Here is a 15,570-nt window from a genome sequence, read left to right on the forward strand (position 1 = left end):
CGGACCGGGATCGCCACCCCTCACGATGCGCCTGTCGCCCTGCGTCCGGCGACCCGGGCATGCACCCCCATCCCCACCGCCATCGCGCCCACGAACACCAGCACCGGCACGGCGCCCGTGGACAGCGCGGCCACCGCCGGGCCGGGGCAGAGGCCGGCCAGCCCCCAGCCGATGCCGAACAGGGCCGAGCCGATCACCAGGGGCGGGTCGATCCGGCGGCCGGCGGGGATCTCGAAGCGGGCGTCGAAAGCCGGCCGGGCGAGGCGGCGCTGGATCAGGGTGCCGAGGGCCGAGACGGTGACGGCGCCCCCGAGGACGGCCATCAGGCTCGGGTCCCAGGCGCCGCCGACGTCGAGGAAGCCGCGCACGCGCACCGGGTCGAGCATCCCTGAGAGCGACAGCCCGAAGCCGAAGACGAGGCCGGCGGCCAGGGCGGACAGGAGGCGGGCCGGGCTCATGCGGCGAGCCTCATGAGGGTGACGGTGGCCATGCCGCTCGCCAGGAAGGTCGCCACCGCGACGAGGGAGCGGGGCGAGAGCCGCGCCAGACCGGCGACCCCGTGCCCGCTGGTGCAGCCCGAGCCGAGGCGGCTGCCGAAGCCGACGAGCAGGCCGGCGACGGCGAGCAGCGGCCACGACGCCTCGATCCGCATCACCGGCCAGGCCCCCGTGGCCACCGCGAACAGCGGCGGGCCCGACAGGAGCCCGAGCACGAAGGCCAGATCGGTCAGGCGGCGCTCGCCCCGGTCCCTGCCGAGACCGGCCACGAGGCCGCTGATGCCGGCGATGCGGCCGTTGAGGAGCAGCAGCATCGCGGCCGACAGCCCGATGAGGAGCCCCCCCGCGAGCGAGGGGAGCACCGGGCTTAGGATGTCGATCACGGGGTCTCTCCGGTGTCGGCGTTCCCGGTGCCGGCGTCTCCGGTCAGGTCCGGCGCGTGCCGGCGCAGCCAGGCGAGGGCGCCCGTGAGATCGAAGCCGAGGCCGGCGCCGTAGGCGAGCACGTCCTCGCGCCGCATCCGCCCGTCCAGGACTTCTCCCAGGACGTGCAGGGTGAGCGAGCGGGTGCCGCCGCGGCAATGGGCGAGGACCGGCCCGGGGGCGGCCGCGACCGTCTCGCGGAAGCGGCGCACGTCGTCGCGGGTGATGGTGTCGCCCGTCACCGGCAGGTCGGCGTAGGCGAGCCCGGCCGCCTCGGCCGCCGCGCGCTCGGCCGCCGCGCCCGGCTGGCCTGGCTCCTCCCCGTCGGGCCGGTTGTTGAGGAGGCCGGCGACGCCGTGGGCGGGCAGATCGGCGATCTCGGCCAGACTCGGCTGCCCCGACACCAGGAGCTTGGGGGTGACGCGCGTGAGCGGCATGGGCTGTCCTCTTCGTCGTTGCGGCGGGCGAACGCGACGCCGCCCCCTTGTGTTTCGCTGATAGATCGTCAAATATGCATTGTAAATCAATGACTTATAGAATTTTGAACCGCCAATCCAGCCCCACGGAGCAAGAATCGTCCATGAAATGGGATCGTCGCAGAAACCTCCATCCGCGGCCTCACCGACCGCGGAGGGCCTGACCGTTCGACCACCAGAACAGACGCGATTGTCAAGAATAGCAGCATCGGCAGGAGGGTTACGCCATGGCACCAGGGGATCAGGTGGTGTTCGCACGGCTCGACGTCGCGGAAGCCCTCGGCATCTGGCGGCACGCCACGGGTCGCGTCGTGGGAATCCACCCCGCGACCGACGGGCCGCTGGCGGTGGACGTGGCCTTCGACGGCTACGGCGTCCTCGTCAGCTACATCGCCGCCCTGTTCACGCGCGTCGCCTGACGGCGCGGCCCGCATGACAGCGTCATCGCACCTCCAGGAGCGGCCGCCCGTGACGGCGGCCGGCACCCTCGACGGCCTCAAGCCGCCTCTGCGCAGCATCAGCCACAGCACCACCGAGGCCGACGTCTGGCGGGAGATGCGGGCGGAGGCCGAGGCCGCCATCATCGAGGAACCGCTCTACGCGGGCATCATCCAGGCGACGATCCTCGACCAGCGGTCGATCGCGCACGCCTTCGCCTATCGCCTCGCCCATCGCCTGGGCGACGGCGACCTCGCGCGCCTGGCGATGCGCGACCTCTGCCTCTCGGCGTTCGAGGCCGACCCGCACGCCGGGGCGCACGCGGTGCGCGACCTCGTCGCCATCCGCGAGCGCGATCCCACCTGCCGGCGCTACCTCGACCCGTTCCTGTTCTACAAGGGCCTGGCGGCGCTGGAGGGCTACCGGGTCGCCCACTGGCTCTGGCACCAGGGCCGCGCCACCCTGAGCCTCCACGTCCAGAGCCGGATCTCGGAGGTGTTCGGGGCCGACATCCACCCCGCCGCCCGGATCGGCTCGGGCGTGTTCATCGACCACGCCACCGGGGTCGTCATCGGCGAGACCACGGTGATCGCCGACGAGGTCTCGATCCTGCAGTCGGTGACGTTGGGCGGCAACGGCAAGGAGAGCGGCGACCGCCACCCCAAGATCGAGCGTGGGGTGCTGCTCAGCGTCGGCGCCAAGGTGCTCGGCAACATCCGGGTCGGCGAGGGCGCCAAGGTCGCCGCCGCAGCGGTGGTGCTGCACGATGTGCCCGCCCACACCACCGTGGCCGGCGTCCCGGCCCGCGTCGTCTCCCGTCTCGGGACCGGCGAGGCGCCCGCCCTCAGCATGGACCAGTTTTTCGCAGACGGGATCTGACCGCCTCCGCGAGAGGCTTTTCTCGTTCGCTTCCACTGCGGCGGCGTTCTCGAGGATAAACCTCTCCCGATTGCGGCGCGGAAAGACCGTTCCCGCAGTCTACCTCCGGATCCGACAAGTCTTTTCTGAGAAGTTATGTCAATATAGAATTTAGTTCCATTGACGAATTCGAAATCTAAAGACTAAATACGGAGCGATGACGCAATTTATGATTGCGTTAGACAGTCGACATCACACGAATCGGGGTGATTTTTCCCTGCTCGACAAGGTTCGGGCGGTGCGTTTGCTTGCGGCCATAGCCCGACGGGATGGCAACCGCCCGTCACCAGCCCTCCCGATCACGACCCCCGACGACAAAAAGGAAGCTTGAGACGATGAGTGGACCGGGTCTGAGCGTAAGCGCCTCTGCGGCGCGCAACCTAGCGACGGCGACCGTCACCGCGGTCCAGAACGCCGCCACCACCCCGCGCTGGTTCCACCGGCTCCTGCCCTTCGTGGACGTGCCCGGCGGCGTCTACCGCGTGAACCGCCGCGCGGTGGTGCTGGCCAAGCCCGGCCGCCTGACGCTGGTCAACGAGGGCGAGGAGCGCACGATCCGCTCGGCCTCGCTGCGCGCCGTGCCGCTGTTCAGCCGGCTCGGCGACGCCGAGCTCGCGACGCTGGCCCAGACGTTCACCCTCAGCCACCACAAGGCCGGCGACGTCATCGCCGAGGAGGGCTCCACCGGCCGCAGCCTCGCGGTGGTGGCCGACGGCACCGTCGAGCTCAGCCTGTCGGGTCCGTTCAAGAACCGCCTGCGCCAGCGCCTGGCCACCCGCGGCGACTACTTCGGCGACGATGACCTCGTGGGCGAGAACGGACCGGCGCCGGCGGTCAAGGCGCTCTCGGCGGTGACGCTGCTCACCCTCGACCGCGCCGCCATCGACGACGAGGCCATCCGCTCGCGCATCACCCAGTACCAGGAGGAGCGCGACCGTCTGAAGGGCCACACCAACTCCCATGGCGAGCAGGGCATCGAACTCCTGGCCGTCCATACCGGCGAGCCGCGCCTGCCAACCACCTACGTCGACTACGAGATCGACCCGCGCGAGTACCACCTCTCCACCATCCAGACGATCCTGCACACGCACACCCGCGTCACCGACCTCTACTCCAACGAGATCGACCAGCTGCGCGAGCAGATCCGCCTGACGGTGGATGCGGTCAAGGAGCGGGAGGAGTGGGAGCTGTTCAACAACTCCGAGTTCGGCCTGCTCCACGAGGTCGGCCCGCGCCAGCGCATCCCCACCCGCGGCGGCCCGCCGACCCCGGACGACCTCGACGAGCTGCTCACCCTGGTGTGGAAGAAGCCGGCCTTCTTCGTGGCGCATCCGCGCGCCATCGCCGCCTTCGGCCGCGAGGCCACCCGGCGCGGCGTGCCGCCGGTGGTGATCCACCTGTTCGGTTCGCCCTTCCTCACCTGGCGCGGCGTCCCGATCGTGCCGAGCGACAAGCTGCCCATCGACATCGACCCGGTCACCGGCGCCCAGACCACCTCGATCCTGCTCCTGCGCGTCGGCGAGCAAGAGCAGGGCGTGGTCGGCCTGCAGAAGTCCGGCGTCACCGGCGAGGTCGAGCCCGGCCTGTCGGTGCGCTACATGGGCACCAACGACCACTCCATCGCCTCGCACCTCGTGACCCGCTACTTCTCGGCCGCCGTGCTGGTGGAGGACGCCATCGCCCGCCTCGATAACGTGCTCCTGGGCAACTACCATGACTACGCCTGAGACCGGGTTCCTCCACGCTTCGCCGGGGATTCCCGGCGAGGCCTCCCACGCGGATCTCGTGGCCCGGCTGGCCAACGAGATCTACGGCCGGGGCCATGGGCCGAGCGCTCCGGTCACGCCCGCGTCAGCGCAGGCGCCGGGCGTGAGCCGGGAGGCGGGCGTGGGCTCGCGGTCCTTCGGCACGCCCCCCGTGGGCGTGCCCGGCATCACGCACACCCCGCCGCTCGATACGGCGACGATCCCCTCGGTGCATCCCCTGGCCGACCCGCCGGCTCTTCGGCCGCTGCCGGAGTTCTTCGTGCCGAGCCTGTCCGAGGCGGCGGCCGGCCTGCCCGGCGGGCCCGACCTGCACCGCCGGATCGCGGGCGACCACCCGCGCGCCACCGCCTTCGCCCTTCCCTCGGTCCACCCCCAGGGGGCCGGACCGGCGACCGAGCCGGCCCGCCACGACGGGGGCCGGCCCTCGTCCCGGCCCGTGCGCACGGTGGAGTATCCGGGCGACTATTACTTCCTCACGTCCGAGACGAGCCGCACCGCGCCGGGGCCGGCCGCCTCCCACCGCCTCGACGAGCACCGGCTCGACGCGCACCGGGGCTCGCGGGCCGGCGGGACGCCGACCCATGTCCACGCGCCGGCCTCGGCCCCGCCGGCCGCCGCCTTCGACGTCGAGACGGTTCGAAAGGACTTTCCGGCCCTGCACCAGACCATCAACGGCCATCCGCTGGTCTGGCTCGACAACGCCGCCACCACGCACAAGCCCCGGAGCGTCATCGACGCCACGTCCGAGTTCTACGGCCGCCACAACTCGAACATCCACCGGGCCGCCCACACCCTGGCGGCGCGCTCCACCGACCTGTTCGAGGGGGCGCGCGAGACGGTGCGGCGCTTCCTCAACGCGCCGAGCAAGGACGACATCGTCTTCCTGCGCGGCACCACCGAGGCGATCAACCTCGTGGCCAATTCCTACGGCCGCGCCAACATCGGTCCGGGCGACGAGATCATCGTCAGCCAGATCGAGCACCACGCCAACATCGTGCCCTGGCAGCTCCTGACCCAGGCCACCGGCGCCACCCTGCGGGTGATCCCGGTCAACGACCGGGGCGAGATCATCTTCGAGCGGTTCGCCGCCCTGCTCTCGGGCCGCACCAGGATCGTGTCGGTGACCCATGTCGCCAACGCGCTCGGCACCATCAACCCGGTGGCCGAGATCATCGCGCTGTCCCACGCCTACGGGGTGCCGGTGCTGGTGGACGCGGCCCAATCCTCGCCGCACATTCCCCTCGACGTGCAGGCCCTCGACGCCGACTTCCTGGTGTTCTCCGGCCACAAGGTGTTCGGGCCCACCGGCATCGGGGCGCTCTACGGCAAGACGCACCTGCTCGCGGCGATGCCGCCGTGGCAGGGCGGCGGCCACATGATCGAGGACGTCACCTTCGCGAAAACCGTCTACAAGGGCGCGCCCGAAAAGTTCGAGGCCGGCACGCCCGACATCGCCGGCGCGGTGGGGTTAGGCGCCGCCCTCGACTACCTCGAGGGCGTGGGCCTGCCCGGCATCGCGGCCTACGAGCACGACCTCCTGGAGTATGCGCAGGCCGGCCTCGCCGAGGTGCGGGGCGTGCGCCTCATCGGCACCGCCCGCCGGAAGGCCAGCGTGATGTCCTTCACGGTGGCGGGCCACGACAACGAGGCGGTGGCCAAGCACCTCGACGCCCGCGGCATCGCGGTACGCTCAGGGCATCATTGCGCCCTGCCGGCCCTGCGCCGCTTCGGCGTCGACCAGTCGGTGCGCGCCTCGCTCGCCTTCTACAACACCCGCGAGGACGTGGACGTCTTCCTCAAAGGCCTGCACGCCCTGGCGCGGCGATAGGCGGACCGCGGGAGACGGGTCCACCCGTCTCCCGCCACGGCCGTGCCGATTGTCTGGAGGTGGCGTCCCCGGCAGGTTGAACCGATGAGGCGAAATTCTGCTTGTTAATCAGTATTCTAGCGCCGCCCTTGAGGCAAACTTTGTATGACCATCCTGCCTGGACGGTCAAGCCGGATCACTAGGTCACCCCGACTACCCAAGGGGTCAACCATGCGAGACCTGACACGTAGAGGCCAGCGCAGGCGTTTCCCCCCGTAGGGGTACTCGCGCACGCCCTAGCGCGTGGAGTAGCACCCCCGCCTACCCGCGTGACCATCTCCGGGCGCCCGCGCGAATGAGTCACCGGGCCGGCAGCCCTGGCTGCATCCCGCCGTCCGCCTCAAGTCCAGGCGCAGCATCATCCTTCGCAACTTAAGTCGGCATCGGCGAGGGGTGAGACGTGGCCGCACCTCGGCAGCGGCGAGCCAAGACCATATCACCACTCATCGACGAGCGTTGATCGGTATTGACACGGACCTATCGAGGGCTCAGCTTAGGGCGAGCGCCACCGAGGCCCGCCGCCATGACCACCTACGTTGCCTACTGCCGAGTGAGCACCGACAAGCAGGGCCGCTCTGGGCTCGGCCTGGAGGCCCAGCAAGCCGCCATGCAGTCCCACCTCCGGCCGGGAGACCTCCTCCTCCAGCCGCCCTACGTCGAGGTGGAGAGCGGCAAGCGGGCCGACAGGCCTCAGCTTCAGGCCGCCATCGCGCGATGCCGGAGGACGGGCGCCACGCTCCTCATCGCGAAGCTGGACCGGCTGGCCCGCAACGTCGCCTTCATCTCGAACCTCATGGAAGGCGGCGTCGAGTTCGAGGCGGTGGACTTCCCGAAGGCCAATCGGCTCACCGTCCACATCCTCGCTGCCGTGGCCGAGCACGAAGCCAAGATGATCTCGGAGCGGACCAAGGCAGCCCTGGCAGCCACGAAGCGCCGGGGCACGAAGCTAGGAGGGGATCGGGGGTATCGCCCACCCGCGCCGCCTTCGGCAGAGGACGTGGCGCAGGCAACGGCTGTGAGGCAGCGCAAGGCAGACCATGCGGCCTTCGCGGTGCTGCCCGTGCTGGAGGGGCTTCAGGCCGGCGGTGTGGTGAGCCTCAACGCCCTCGCCAAGCGCCTCAACGAGTTGGGCCACCAGACCCCGCGTAAAGGCGCCTGGACGGCTACGGCGGTGAAGCGGGCCTTGGCTCGGGTGGCTTAGGAGCCGCTCGGCATTTTACTGCGCAACCCAAGCCTATCTGGCAGCATTGTTCCCGATCACCCCTTCGTCCAGACGGGGCCAACTGGAGCAAGACCGATGAGTGCTGGCTACCCACTCCTGTTCCTGGCGCTGGGAACGCTCGGAGGTATCCTCTTCCTGGCCCTCGGCGCCCGCAAGCAGGTCGCGGACCTGAAGAACGACCCGGCACGCTCAAGCATCGTGAAGGATCACGGTGGCGCCCCGAGGGCCAACATGCCCGGCACCGAGCACTGAGGCCTCGGCGCCGGGCGGTCCCGAGACCTATCCTGTCAGGCTGACGCCCGCTTGGTCGCGAGCACGATCCGCCCATGGCCTGCCTCGGCATCCGGGTTGCGCAATTCGCGTATGCCCGGTGCCTTGCCGGTCATCAGGAAGGCCAGCACGGTCATTGCCAGGATCACCTTCGAGCCCATCGCTCTCGCCTCATGTGTCATGGAGGCGGTCTAGGCCCGAGGGCTCCGGGGCGGCATGCGGTAGCGCACAGCCACGGGCTGGGGCCGGCGCCGTGGTGGCCTCATGGTGAACGAAGGGTTCACGCGGGGGAGTGCCCGGCGGCCCTTACCCGCTTGACCAAGCCACCCTCGCCATGCGGTGTTCTCTTTTCGTTCTCACATCGAGTCGAGAAGGGACCCTCCCGGTGGCATCGAGACCAGACCCCGAACCCGCGTCCACCTGCCCAGTCGAGGCCATCGCCCACGCCTACCTCATGGCCACCGAGGGGGATGCCAACCTAGCCCTTCGGTGCGCGATCACGGATGCCATGGCGGACCTCCTGGAGGCCGAGCGCAGGACCCGGAGCCGAAGCCGGCTGATCTCCCGAGGGTACGTCAGGGGAGCGTTAGACGATGGGGAGGAGGGGGACTGAGGCCGCGAGCCTCAGGGCGGACTAACCACCGGAGTAGGCTCTACGCGCCCTCGGGCGTCCCTGCGCCTGCCGGGGGCTTTGCCTTCGAGGAGCCCGCCTCTCGACGCTCCAGCTCGGCGACTACGGCATCCCGGATGAACTCGGCCCGCCGCCGGTTTCCCACGAGGGCATCAATCCTCTCCGGCACCCCCTCCGGCAGCCGCACGTTCATGGTCTTCACGTTGAGCGGGGGTCGTCCCATGGCGGTTTGCTCCAGGCATTCGGCTAAGCCCAGGACCATAAAAGGCCCCGGTTATTGACACGTTAAACGGCCCCGTTTACCCCTTGGTGCGTCGAGGTGCTGCCTCACACCGCAGCCCTTCTCACACCCCACACCCCGATCCTGGAGCCCATCCATGAGCGAGCAGCCTGCCGCGCCTTGCGCCGACCCGTGCCTTATCGTCACCGCCCCAGGCCGCCCCTGTCGCCAGTCTTGAAGGGCCACGGCGTGCCCGGTCCGGTTGACCTCCAGTCGGCGTGGCGGGGCCTTCCCATCGAGACACGAGACCGCATTGGCGCCATCGCCCTGGAGTTCGCGCTCTACACCATTGTGGACTGCCAAGGTGTCACCGAGAATGACTTCGAGGTGCTCGGGCGGACCAAGGCGGTAGCCGTACAGGCAGCCGCAGAAGAGCAATCGAACGTCGCGATGGATGATCTCTTCAACGCCGCCGAGGCTGCCCTGCCGGCAGTCTTCGGGCGGCTTGGTGGTGGCGCCGAGCTTGGGAGAACGTAGACCATGGACGACAGGCGGCCTCTTTCTGGTGTGACCGTGCGGGGCTTCTCGATCCCGTGCCCCGCACCGCTCGCCGCCGTCTTCGAGCGGCAGGCCACCATCACGCTTGCCGAGCTGGCCCGCCTGCTCCCTATGGACCCGGAGACCCTTCGCGGGCACATTCGCCGGGGCCACATCAGCTACGTCCAGATCGGCTTCGGGGAGAGGGCGCCTCGTCGCGTCTTCACCCTCGATGCCGTCCTACGCTTCCTCGAAGATCGGAGCCGAACCGAATGTCTGTCTACAAGCGGGCCGGCGCGGAGACGTACAGCTACGACTTCGAGCGTGGAGGGCGGCGGTTTTCTGGCACGACTGAAGAGGGAAGCCGCCGAGCGGCAGAGGCCGTCGAGCGCCAAGGAAGAGGGTTTTCTGGCTCGATGCGCGAGGGAAGCCGCTGAGCGGAAGCAGTCGCCGAAAGGCGCTGTGCCACCGAGGCTCTTGTCAGGCTCAAGGCCGCGCTCGCCGAGTAAGTGAGCGTCCAGGACGACGACTTGGCGCTGCGGCTCGCGGAGTACGGCTCCCGGGGGTGGGACCTCGCCGCCCTCGCCTTCACGGGTTCCTCGTGGTTCCGCGTGGTGTTCAAGCGGGCGCTCTAAGGGCCCCATTGAAATCATTGAGGAAATAGCCCGAAATACCCTCCGTATATGGAAGGGGCTCGAAGCCTCCCCCGGGTGCTATAGCATGTAGTGTAGACCCCTCATCACCTAGACCCCTAGGACCCTGGTGCATGTGAGCATGGGCGCAATGCTTGGGTGCCTACCACTAGGTCTGTGCTCCACCTATCCCACTAGCCCCCCACCCCAAGCCACCCGGATGCTCACCCCAAGCTGGACCAGATGAGGGGTGGTGAAGCAGGCCCCTACCCCAAGGCAGGCACAAGGGCAGGCACCGAGAACCTGATGCCCCCACCCCAAACCAGAGGGCAGCACAGGGCTGGGCACTGGGTCTGCATAGGGGCCCATACTGGTGCTGTAGGGGGTGCCTCATGGAACCCAGCGGAAGAGGGGGAGAAATGGTGTCAAGAGGGTGGCTTCGGGAAGCTATCTTGGAGGTGCCGCTTTCAGTAATTTCGTGGGCAAAAAGCATTTCTCTGCAATGGCCTGACAAAGCATGCGACAAATCATCTTCGCAATACCCCGTCGTTATGAGAGAGATAGCTCAAAGCCGCCTCCGCCGGGGCCTCTAGCAGCACGCTATCTGACACCCCTACCCCCTAGACCTTGCCACCCCATCTCCCACCCCGAGCAGTCTTCCAGCCCACCCTTGAGTGATACCACCAGTGCTCTCCTACTAGACCACTCTGTTTGCGGTAGCGGGCTGGAGGTCTTCGAGCACCACACTAGGCCACCACCAAGCCGCCCCTGAGAGGCACCCCCACATGCCCGCCACTAGGACTATGACCAAGCCACCACCCCTTCCCACCCCAAGGCAACCCAAAGCCACCCCGAAGGTCCGCAAGGTCCGGCAACAGGCCAAGCCCCCGCCCCCCGAGATGGTGATGGGTCTGGTCACCTACTTCGATGAGATGGTGGCCTACCTCCTGCCACCCGACCCGAACACGGCACCAGCCCTCGCACCGGACCCCCGCCGCCTCGTCATCGGGTTGCCCTACGGCCCCATCTCCTATGCCCGCTACGTCGATGTGGATGAGGAGGTCCCGAACGCACCCGCCATCTTCTTTGCCATCAACCACGGCAACAACCGCCTCCTCACCCACGCCGGCTTCCTCCTCCTCCGGGTCCTCTCGCTGTCTGGAGGTCTGCCCTACGAACGCGAGGCGGCCCACGGTATCGAGGTGCTGGCCCCCGGGTTCACCCTCACCCGTCTCATGGCCGATGCCGACGATGACGAGGTGGTCCGGCTCCAAGAGGGCCATGTAGACCTTCGTCCGTGGTGCTTGTTGGTAGAGCGGGGAAGGCCTTGGGCTGGGAGGAGACACCAAGACGCCATCAGGTACGCTGTGCGCCGCTACCGGGACCGCGTGGAGGAGTGGGGTCTCACTGCCCTCCTCCCCCCCGAGGGCTACGAGGCCATGCTCAAGGGGGCATTCCGCATGTTCGACGTTGAGCACGCGATGCACTTCCTCCGGCCGTTGGACGGGGAGAAAGTGGTCTCCGCAAAATCAAAGGGTTAGAATTACCCGAGGACTTGAGAAGACCTACCGCCGCTCCTGCGCTGCCGTCATCGTGGCGCAGCTCATGGCGACCCGGCCGGACCTCGACCCGATGGCTGCGGGCGAGTTGGCGGAGGAGCAGCCCCGGCGCCTGCCTGCGCGTGGAAACCTCGACCTCGGCGACGTGCTTTCGTCCGACTATTTCTTCGCGTAAATTCAATGGGTTAGAATTAGGCTTGGATACGGTAAGACCTAGCGCCGTCCGCTCGGCATTTCTCCGTGGGTTCTCAATGGCTTAGAATTAGGTCCCGTTACCAGAAGACCTAGCGCCGCCCATATGGTGATCCCCTATGAAGCCCCAGCGCCCGAATTACCCTCCGATACGGTAAGACCTCGCGCCGCCCGCCCGCTGATAGTCCCGCAGGCACGGCGTCTCAGGAAATACATCGGGATACGGTAGGGCCTAGCGCCGACCGCTCGGCCCCCTGCCTCCCGGTGAAAACCCACCAGCCCCTCATCCGGCAGATATGATCGGTCGGGGTCTACTCGGTCACCATGGGCGCTCGGCCGCCCTACCCAAGCACGGCACGACTAGACGCGTAGCAGCCCCACCGGGCTCCCGCCGCTCGCTGCCCCATCCCTTTGGCTACCTCCCGCACACTTGAGAGCGGTAGCCCAACCCCATCACAGCCTCGCCCTCACCACCGCCAACTCCGCTCCGGGGAACGAGAACCCGTGCCCGCAAGGGGCCCCGGACCGTTCGGTGCTGGGGGGAGAGAGCTGTGTGCCCCCGGACCGGAACCCCACCCGGCCGCTACCCCCAGCAAGGACCAGCCACCCCATGGCAAACGACACGACACCCCCTCGCAAGCCTAAACGATCCTACGGCTATGCACCCATGAGCGCAGAGGCGTGGGAGGCCCGCATCACCTACCTCCGCCAAGCCCTCGCCAAGATCAAAGACCCCACCGCCCCCGAGCCCGACCCCGCGCTCCTCACGGTCGGACCCCATGGCCCCTTCACGGGCATCTGGGTGGCACCGGCGCCGAACAACGGGCCGGTCTCGGTCTACTTCACCGTCCAGAACGCGGACCGTGGTCCACGGTGGTCTCCCCCCGTGGTCTTCCTCATGCTGGACCTGTTGCTAGCCTTTGGAGGCGGTGCCTCGGTGAACGACAACGGCGGTGGTTGGGCCTACGTCCGCCCGTGGAGTGGTAACTACCGGCACACCTTGGGGCGCCTCGTCGCCAACCCCAGGCCCGGCCAGGTGGTGAAGCAGTGCAAGAGGTCCGACCACCACGACCAGCACCCGCAGAACTTCCGGGCAACCGGCGGCGAGGGGTATGACCCGATGGCTCTCGGCGCACCCCGCAGGGATCGCGAGGACGCCATCGCGACGGCCCTCGGGTACTGGGACCGCAACCACCACCGCCGCCCTGACATCCGGGTGACCCGGGCAGAGTACGAGGCCATCCTCCGGGACTGCTTCCGCCTCGTGGACGCCTACTATTCCGAGGACCCCGACGCCGACGAGGCCTGAGGTCTGACACCAAGTTCCCCGCCGAGAGCAGCCTGACGGGGCGCCTTGAAGACGGGGGTAGCCGGCCGGAGGGGGAACATGTGGGGTGGCACCCCTCCGGCCTATCCCAGCATCACCGCCACCCCGAACATACCCACCGCCACCGCACTACCCAGCGCCCTGCATTAAGCACCCCTGCTCTGCCGGGTGTCTCCGCACGCATCCACCCCTCACCAGGAACGCCACCCCATGTCGCCTGAAGAACTCTTGGCCCTCGACGCAATGCCCACCCCCTGCCGCTCCCAAGCCCCCCCCGGCGAGATGACCCCAGCGGACCTCAAAGCTCTCACAGATGCCGCTCCGATCACTACCCCCGCGCCGACACCAGAAGCCCCCCCCGGGAGAAACACTAGGGTCAAAATCCAGTCAGTTTAACCTTGTTAGAGGGCCGCTGTGAGTGGCAAGCTGCCGTCCCGGGCGCTTAATGTTCGACATTGATCTTCAATGGGCGCGCATCGACCAGGGAGACAGGTCACTATATAGACGTTAATATAGAATATGCCAACTCATGCACCCTTGTTCCTGCAGGATGCGGCCATCTACTATTCGGATTTTTATCTAATTTTTTAGCGTTCTCAATAGCTTTATTAACAGAACCCAATAAACAACCCGCATTGTAGCTAGATTTATTATAAATTTGCATACATTGTCGTAGGTGGTTTTGTAAGCTTGCGCAGTCTAATGGTTTAGGTAAAACATCATCAAAATGGTGAGCAAGCCACAATTCGAAACAGGGATTGCTTACTGCAAGTCGAACCTGTTTTTGCTTACATAAAGTCGCAACTTGGCTGATCATCCTCGGATGCCATGCATCTCTATCCAAGACAAGCCAAAGCTCATCACCGCCTCCAATTTCGTAAGAGTCAATATAGGTTTGCATATTTTCCATTATGTGAGCAGGGGAACTTCTCCCACCCTGAGAATTAATCAATCAAATCTTTAATTTAGTACTTTGAAATATTTCGAAATATATTACTTCAGTCTTCTCACCTTCTGATGCAATAACAATTAATTTAGCATCCCTTGTAGCAGAGGCACGATCAAGAGGACGCTTCTTTCTACTTGTGAGCATTGGCATCCCCTAATTCTACCGGCGGCCAGCCTAGATCCTGAGTGTTACCGGCAAAAGGTATCGCCCCAAACCTGCCATTGAGATACCCCTTCCTAACATCTAAATCAGGTCTTATTTTCAGATCCGAGAGTGAATATATTTCACTACTTCCGTCTCTCTTCTTTTGCACAAACCATATCTCATCTCTCCTTAGTAAATCTAAATCAAGAAGATATGTGTTGTGAGTTGTGTATATAAGTTGGTTCACATTTGATTTGAGAAATACTTCAATAAATTTCTTTGCGAGAACTGGATGTAATTTTCTATCTAACTCGTCTACGATGTATACTCGTCTATCATCTCCAGATTTGAGCATCGGTATAAGGTCTAAAAGACGCCTAGTTCCAGAAGATTCTTCATGCATACTGAATTTCACTTCTTTACCAGCATCGTCTTTTCTAATCGAAACTATACGAGAGGCAGTAATCTGACCGCTTTTATTTTTATCAAAGATCATAACGGAGCCATCACTGGTTCCAACTTCAACTATTTTATCCCCTGTTATTCTTTCTTCGACTGCCTTAAGAACTGATGGTGGTAAAATAGAAGATATATTCGAATCTAACAAAAATTCGTCAAAATCCATCCGATGAATTCCGACATCAGCATTGCTCATAAATTCAGACATTGCTTCAACGAAGGATTTTTCAGTTTTTGCTCTTCGAAAAAGTGAGGAGTAAACAGATTCAGCTGTTACAGGAGATAGAATATTATCAAACCATTCATACACCTCTTCTAATCCTATCACTTTTCTCTCTACAGCGTCTTTCAAAAAGGGCTGATTTTTTCGTGTACCGCTTGCTAATACTTCTAAAAAAACAGAAGTTTTTACAGATTTACTTGGGCTCTTCATGTCTATCATGGCGCCTCCGAATTTGAATTTGTTTTCGAAATTATTTTCGTCTTTCATTGTTGTAACTCTTTCAAACAACAATTTTTCTTTGCCGCGAAGGTCTGTATAAAAGAGCCATTCTTCGCATATATAAGACTTAGTAAATGTTATTCCGTACTCGTAATCGCGATCTCCAATCCTGAATTCAATAACAAGCTTTGTTGGCTTTGTTAAATATGAGCTATCGAGCCGAAATGTCGGCGCATTTATCGGATCATCCCCATCCGTCCCGTTGACTACAAGCCCCTTCATAAAATCAATTGCTTCAACAATCTTTGTTTTACCGTGTCCATTTGCTCCATATATGGCAGAAGCTCTCAATAAACGTGGAACTTTATCAGAATTGCCAGGTAATAAATGATTAATATGCTTATCGTCTGAAGAAGCAACTAACGATATGGATACCTCTTCCTTGAAACATAGAATATTCTCGGCTGTAAATCTAATTAGCATGGAAAATTCCTTCGTTGATCCGCGTGCCTTGATAGGACCCAAGCACGCAAGTTTGCGCGATCTTAGGGCGTGGAATGCCATCTAACGGCAAGCTTTTCAATTCTTTCAGTCGGTTCCGG

General features: G+C 64.4%; 19 protein-coding genes. 12 read left to right on the forward strand and 7 right to left on the reverse strand.

Going from position 1 to position 15,570, the window contains the following annotated elements:
- Positions 1 to 20: 20 nt before the first annotated feature.
- The 3 genes from ASG40_RS03300 to ASG40_RS03310 are packed head-to-tail and all read right to left on the reverse strand — an operon-like array spanning position 21 to position 1,356.
- Entirely contained in the window at positions 21 to 458 is a 438-nt protein-coding gene (locus ASG40_RS03300) for a YeeE/YedE family protein (RefSeq protein ID WP_055880351.1), read from the reverse strand.
- Positions 455 to 880 carry a YeeE/YedE family protein gene (locus ASG40_RS03305; protein WP_338011760.1) on the reverse strand — a complete coding sequence of 142 codons (426 nt, stop codon included), beginning with the start codon at positions 878 to 880 and terminating at the stop codon, positions 455 to 457. The genes ASG40_RS03300 and ASG40_RS03305 overlap by 4 nt, the downstream gene beginning before the upstream one ends.
- Positions 877 to 1,356: a TIGR01244 family sulfur transferase gene (locus tag ASG40_RS03310; RefSeq protein ID WP_055880355.1), complete on the reverse strand. Its 480-nt coding sequence runs from the start codon at positions 1,354 to 1,356 to the stop codon at positions 877 to 879. The genes ASG40_RS03305 and ASG40_RS03310 overlap by 4 nt, the downstream gene beginning before the upstream one ends.
- A 266-nt stretch (positions 1,357 to 1,622) precedes the next feature.
- On the opposite strand from ASG40_RS03310, the gene ASG40_RS03315 reads away from it, so the two are divergent.
- From ASG40_RS03315 to ASG40_RS21595, 6 genes are all read left to right on the forward strand, one after another.
- A complete protein-coding gene (locus ASG40_RS03315; RefSeq protein WP_055880358.1) occupies positions 1,623 to 1,814 on the forward strand; it encodes a hypothetical protein in 192 nt (63 codons plus the stop codon).
- Positions 1,815 to 1,950: 136 nt separating this feature from the next.
- A complete protein-coding gene (gene cysE, locus ASG40_RS03320; protein WP_244480523.1) occupies positions 1,951 to 2,712 on the forward strand; it encodes a serine O-acetyltransferase in 762 nt (253 codons plus the stop codon).
- 374 nt (positions 2,713 to 3,086) lie between these two features.
- Positions 3,087 to 4,478 (forward strand): family 2B encapsulin nanocompartment shell protein, encoded by a 1,392-nt coding sequence (locus tag ASG40_RS22315; RefSeq protein ID WP_055880367.1) that lies wholly within the window; start codon positions 3,087 to 3,089, stop codon positions 4,476 to 4,478.
- Complete coding sequence (locus ASG40_RS03330; protein ID WP_055880370.1) at positions 4,465 to 6,345, forward strand: SufS family cysteine desulfurase; 1,881 nt, start codon at positions 4,465 to 4,467, stop codon at positions 6,343 to 6,345. The genes ASG40_RS22315 and ASG40_RS03330 overlap by 14 nt, the downstream gene beginning before the upstream one ends.
- A gap of 562 nt (positions 6,346 to 6,907) precedes the next feature.
- A complete protein-coding gene (locus ASG40_RS03335) occupies positions 6,908 to 7,585 on the forward strand; it encodes a recombinase family protein (RefSeq protein WP_055880374.1) in 678 nt (225 codons plus the stop codon).
- Between the two features lie 96 nt (positions 7,586 to 7,681).
- Positions 7,682 to 7,858: a hypothetical protein gene (locus ASG40_RS21595; RefSeq protein ID WP_200944185.1), complete on the forward strand. Its 177-nt coding sequence runs from the start codon at positions 7,682 to 7,684 to the stop codon at positions 7,856 to 7,858.
- A gap of 35 nt (positions 7,859 to 7,893) precedes the next feature.
- Here ASG40_RS21595 and ASG40_RS21600 read toward each other — a convergent pair whose 3' ends face one another.
- Positions 7,894 to 8,037, reverse strand: coding sequence for a hypothetical protein (locus tag ASG40_RS21600; protein WP_200944186.1), 144 nt, complete (start codon positions 8,035 to 8,037; stop codon positions 7,894 to 7,896).
- Between the two features lie 173 nt (positions 8,038 to 8,210).
- On the opposite strand from ASG40_RS21600, the gene ASG40_RS22005 reads away from it, so the two are divergent.
- Positions 8,211 to 8,489: a hypothetical protein gene (locus tag ASG40_RS22005; RefSeq protein ID WP_244480506.1), complete on the forward strand. Its 279-nt coding sequence runs from the start codon at positions 8,211 to 8,213 to the stop codon at positions 8,487 to 8,489.
- A gap of 40 nt (positions 8,490 to 8,529) precedes the next feature.
- On the opposite strand, the gene ASG40_RS20170 is transcribed toward ASG40_RS22005, so the two are convergent.
- A complete protein-coding gene (locus ASG40_RS20170; protein ID WP_082523895.1) occupies positions 8,530 to 8,730 on the reverse strand; it encodes a ribbon-helix-helix domain-containing protein in 201 nt (66 codons plus the stop codon).
- Positions 8,731 to 8,961: 231 nt separating this feature from the next.
- Between ASG40_RS20170 and ASG40_RS03345 the strand changes: the two genes are divergently transcribed.
- From ASG40_RS03345 to ASG40_RS03355, 5 genes are all read left to right on the forward strand, one after another.
- Positions 8,962 to 9,264, forward strand: coding sequence for a hypothetical protein (locus tag ASG40_RS03345; protein ID WP_156387526.1), 303 nt, complete (start codon positions 8,962 to 8,964; stop codon positions 9,262 to 9,264).
- Positions 9,265 to 9,773: 509 nt separating this feature from the next.
- Entirely contained in the window at positions 9,774 to 9,899 is a 126-nt protein-coding gene (locus ASG40_RS22320) for a hypothetical protein (protein ID WP_274533816.1), read from the forward strand.
- Positions 9,900 to 10,801: 902 nt separating this feature from the next.
- Positions 10,802 to 11,437 carry a hypothetical protein gene (locus ASG40_RS03350; RefSeq protein ID WP_156387527.1) on the forward strand — a complete coding sequence of 212 codons (636 nt, stop codon included), beginning with the start codon at positions 10,802 to 10,804 and terminating at the stop codon, positions 11,435 to 11,437.
- Positions 11,438 to 11,501: 64 nt separating this feature from the next.
- Positions 11,502 to 11,630 (forward strand): hypothetical protein, encoded by a 129-nt coding sequence (locus tag ASG40_RS22325; RefSeq protein WP_274533817.1) that lies wholly within the window; start codon positions 11,502 to 11,504, stop codon positions 11,628 to 11,630.
- Positions 11,631 to 12,314: 684 nt separating this feature from the next.
- A complete protein-coding gene (locus ASG40_RS03355) occupies positions 12,315 to 12,956 on the forward strand; it encodes a hypothetical protein (RefSeq protein WP_055880387.1) in 642 nt (213 codons plus the stop codon).
- 514 nt (positions 12,957 to 13,470) lie between these two features.
- Here ASG40_RS03355 and ASG40_RS20175 read toward each other — a convergent pair.
- On the reverse strand, positions 13,471 to 13,926 hold the full coding sequence (locus ASG40_RS20175) for an RloB family protein (RefSeq protein WP_162243286.1): 456 nt from the start codon (positions 13,924 to 13,926) through the stop codon (positions 13,471 to 13,473).
- Between the two features lie 127 nt (positions 13,927 to 14,053).
- Positions 14,054 to 15,451, reverse strand: a complete 1,398-nt coding sequence (locus ASG40_RS20180) for an AAA family ATPase (protein ID WP_162243287.1) — start codon at positions 15,449 to 15,451, stop codon at positions 14,054 to 14,056.
- Between the last annotated feature and the right edge of the window lie 119 nt (positions 15,452 to 15,570).

It is taken from the genome of Methylobacterium sp. Leaf399, assembly GCF_001424525.1.
Taxonomy (GTDB): Bacteria; Pseudomonadota; Alphaproteobacteria; order Rhizobiales; family Beijerinckiaceae; genus Methylobacterium.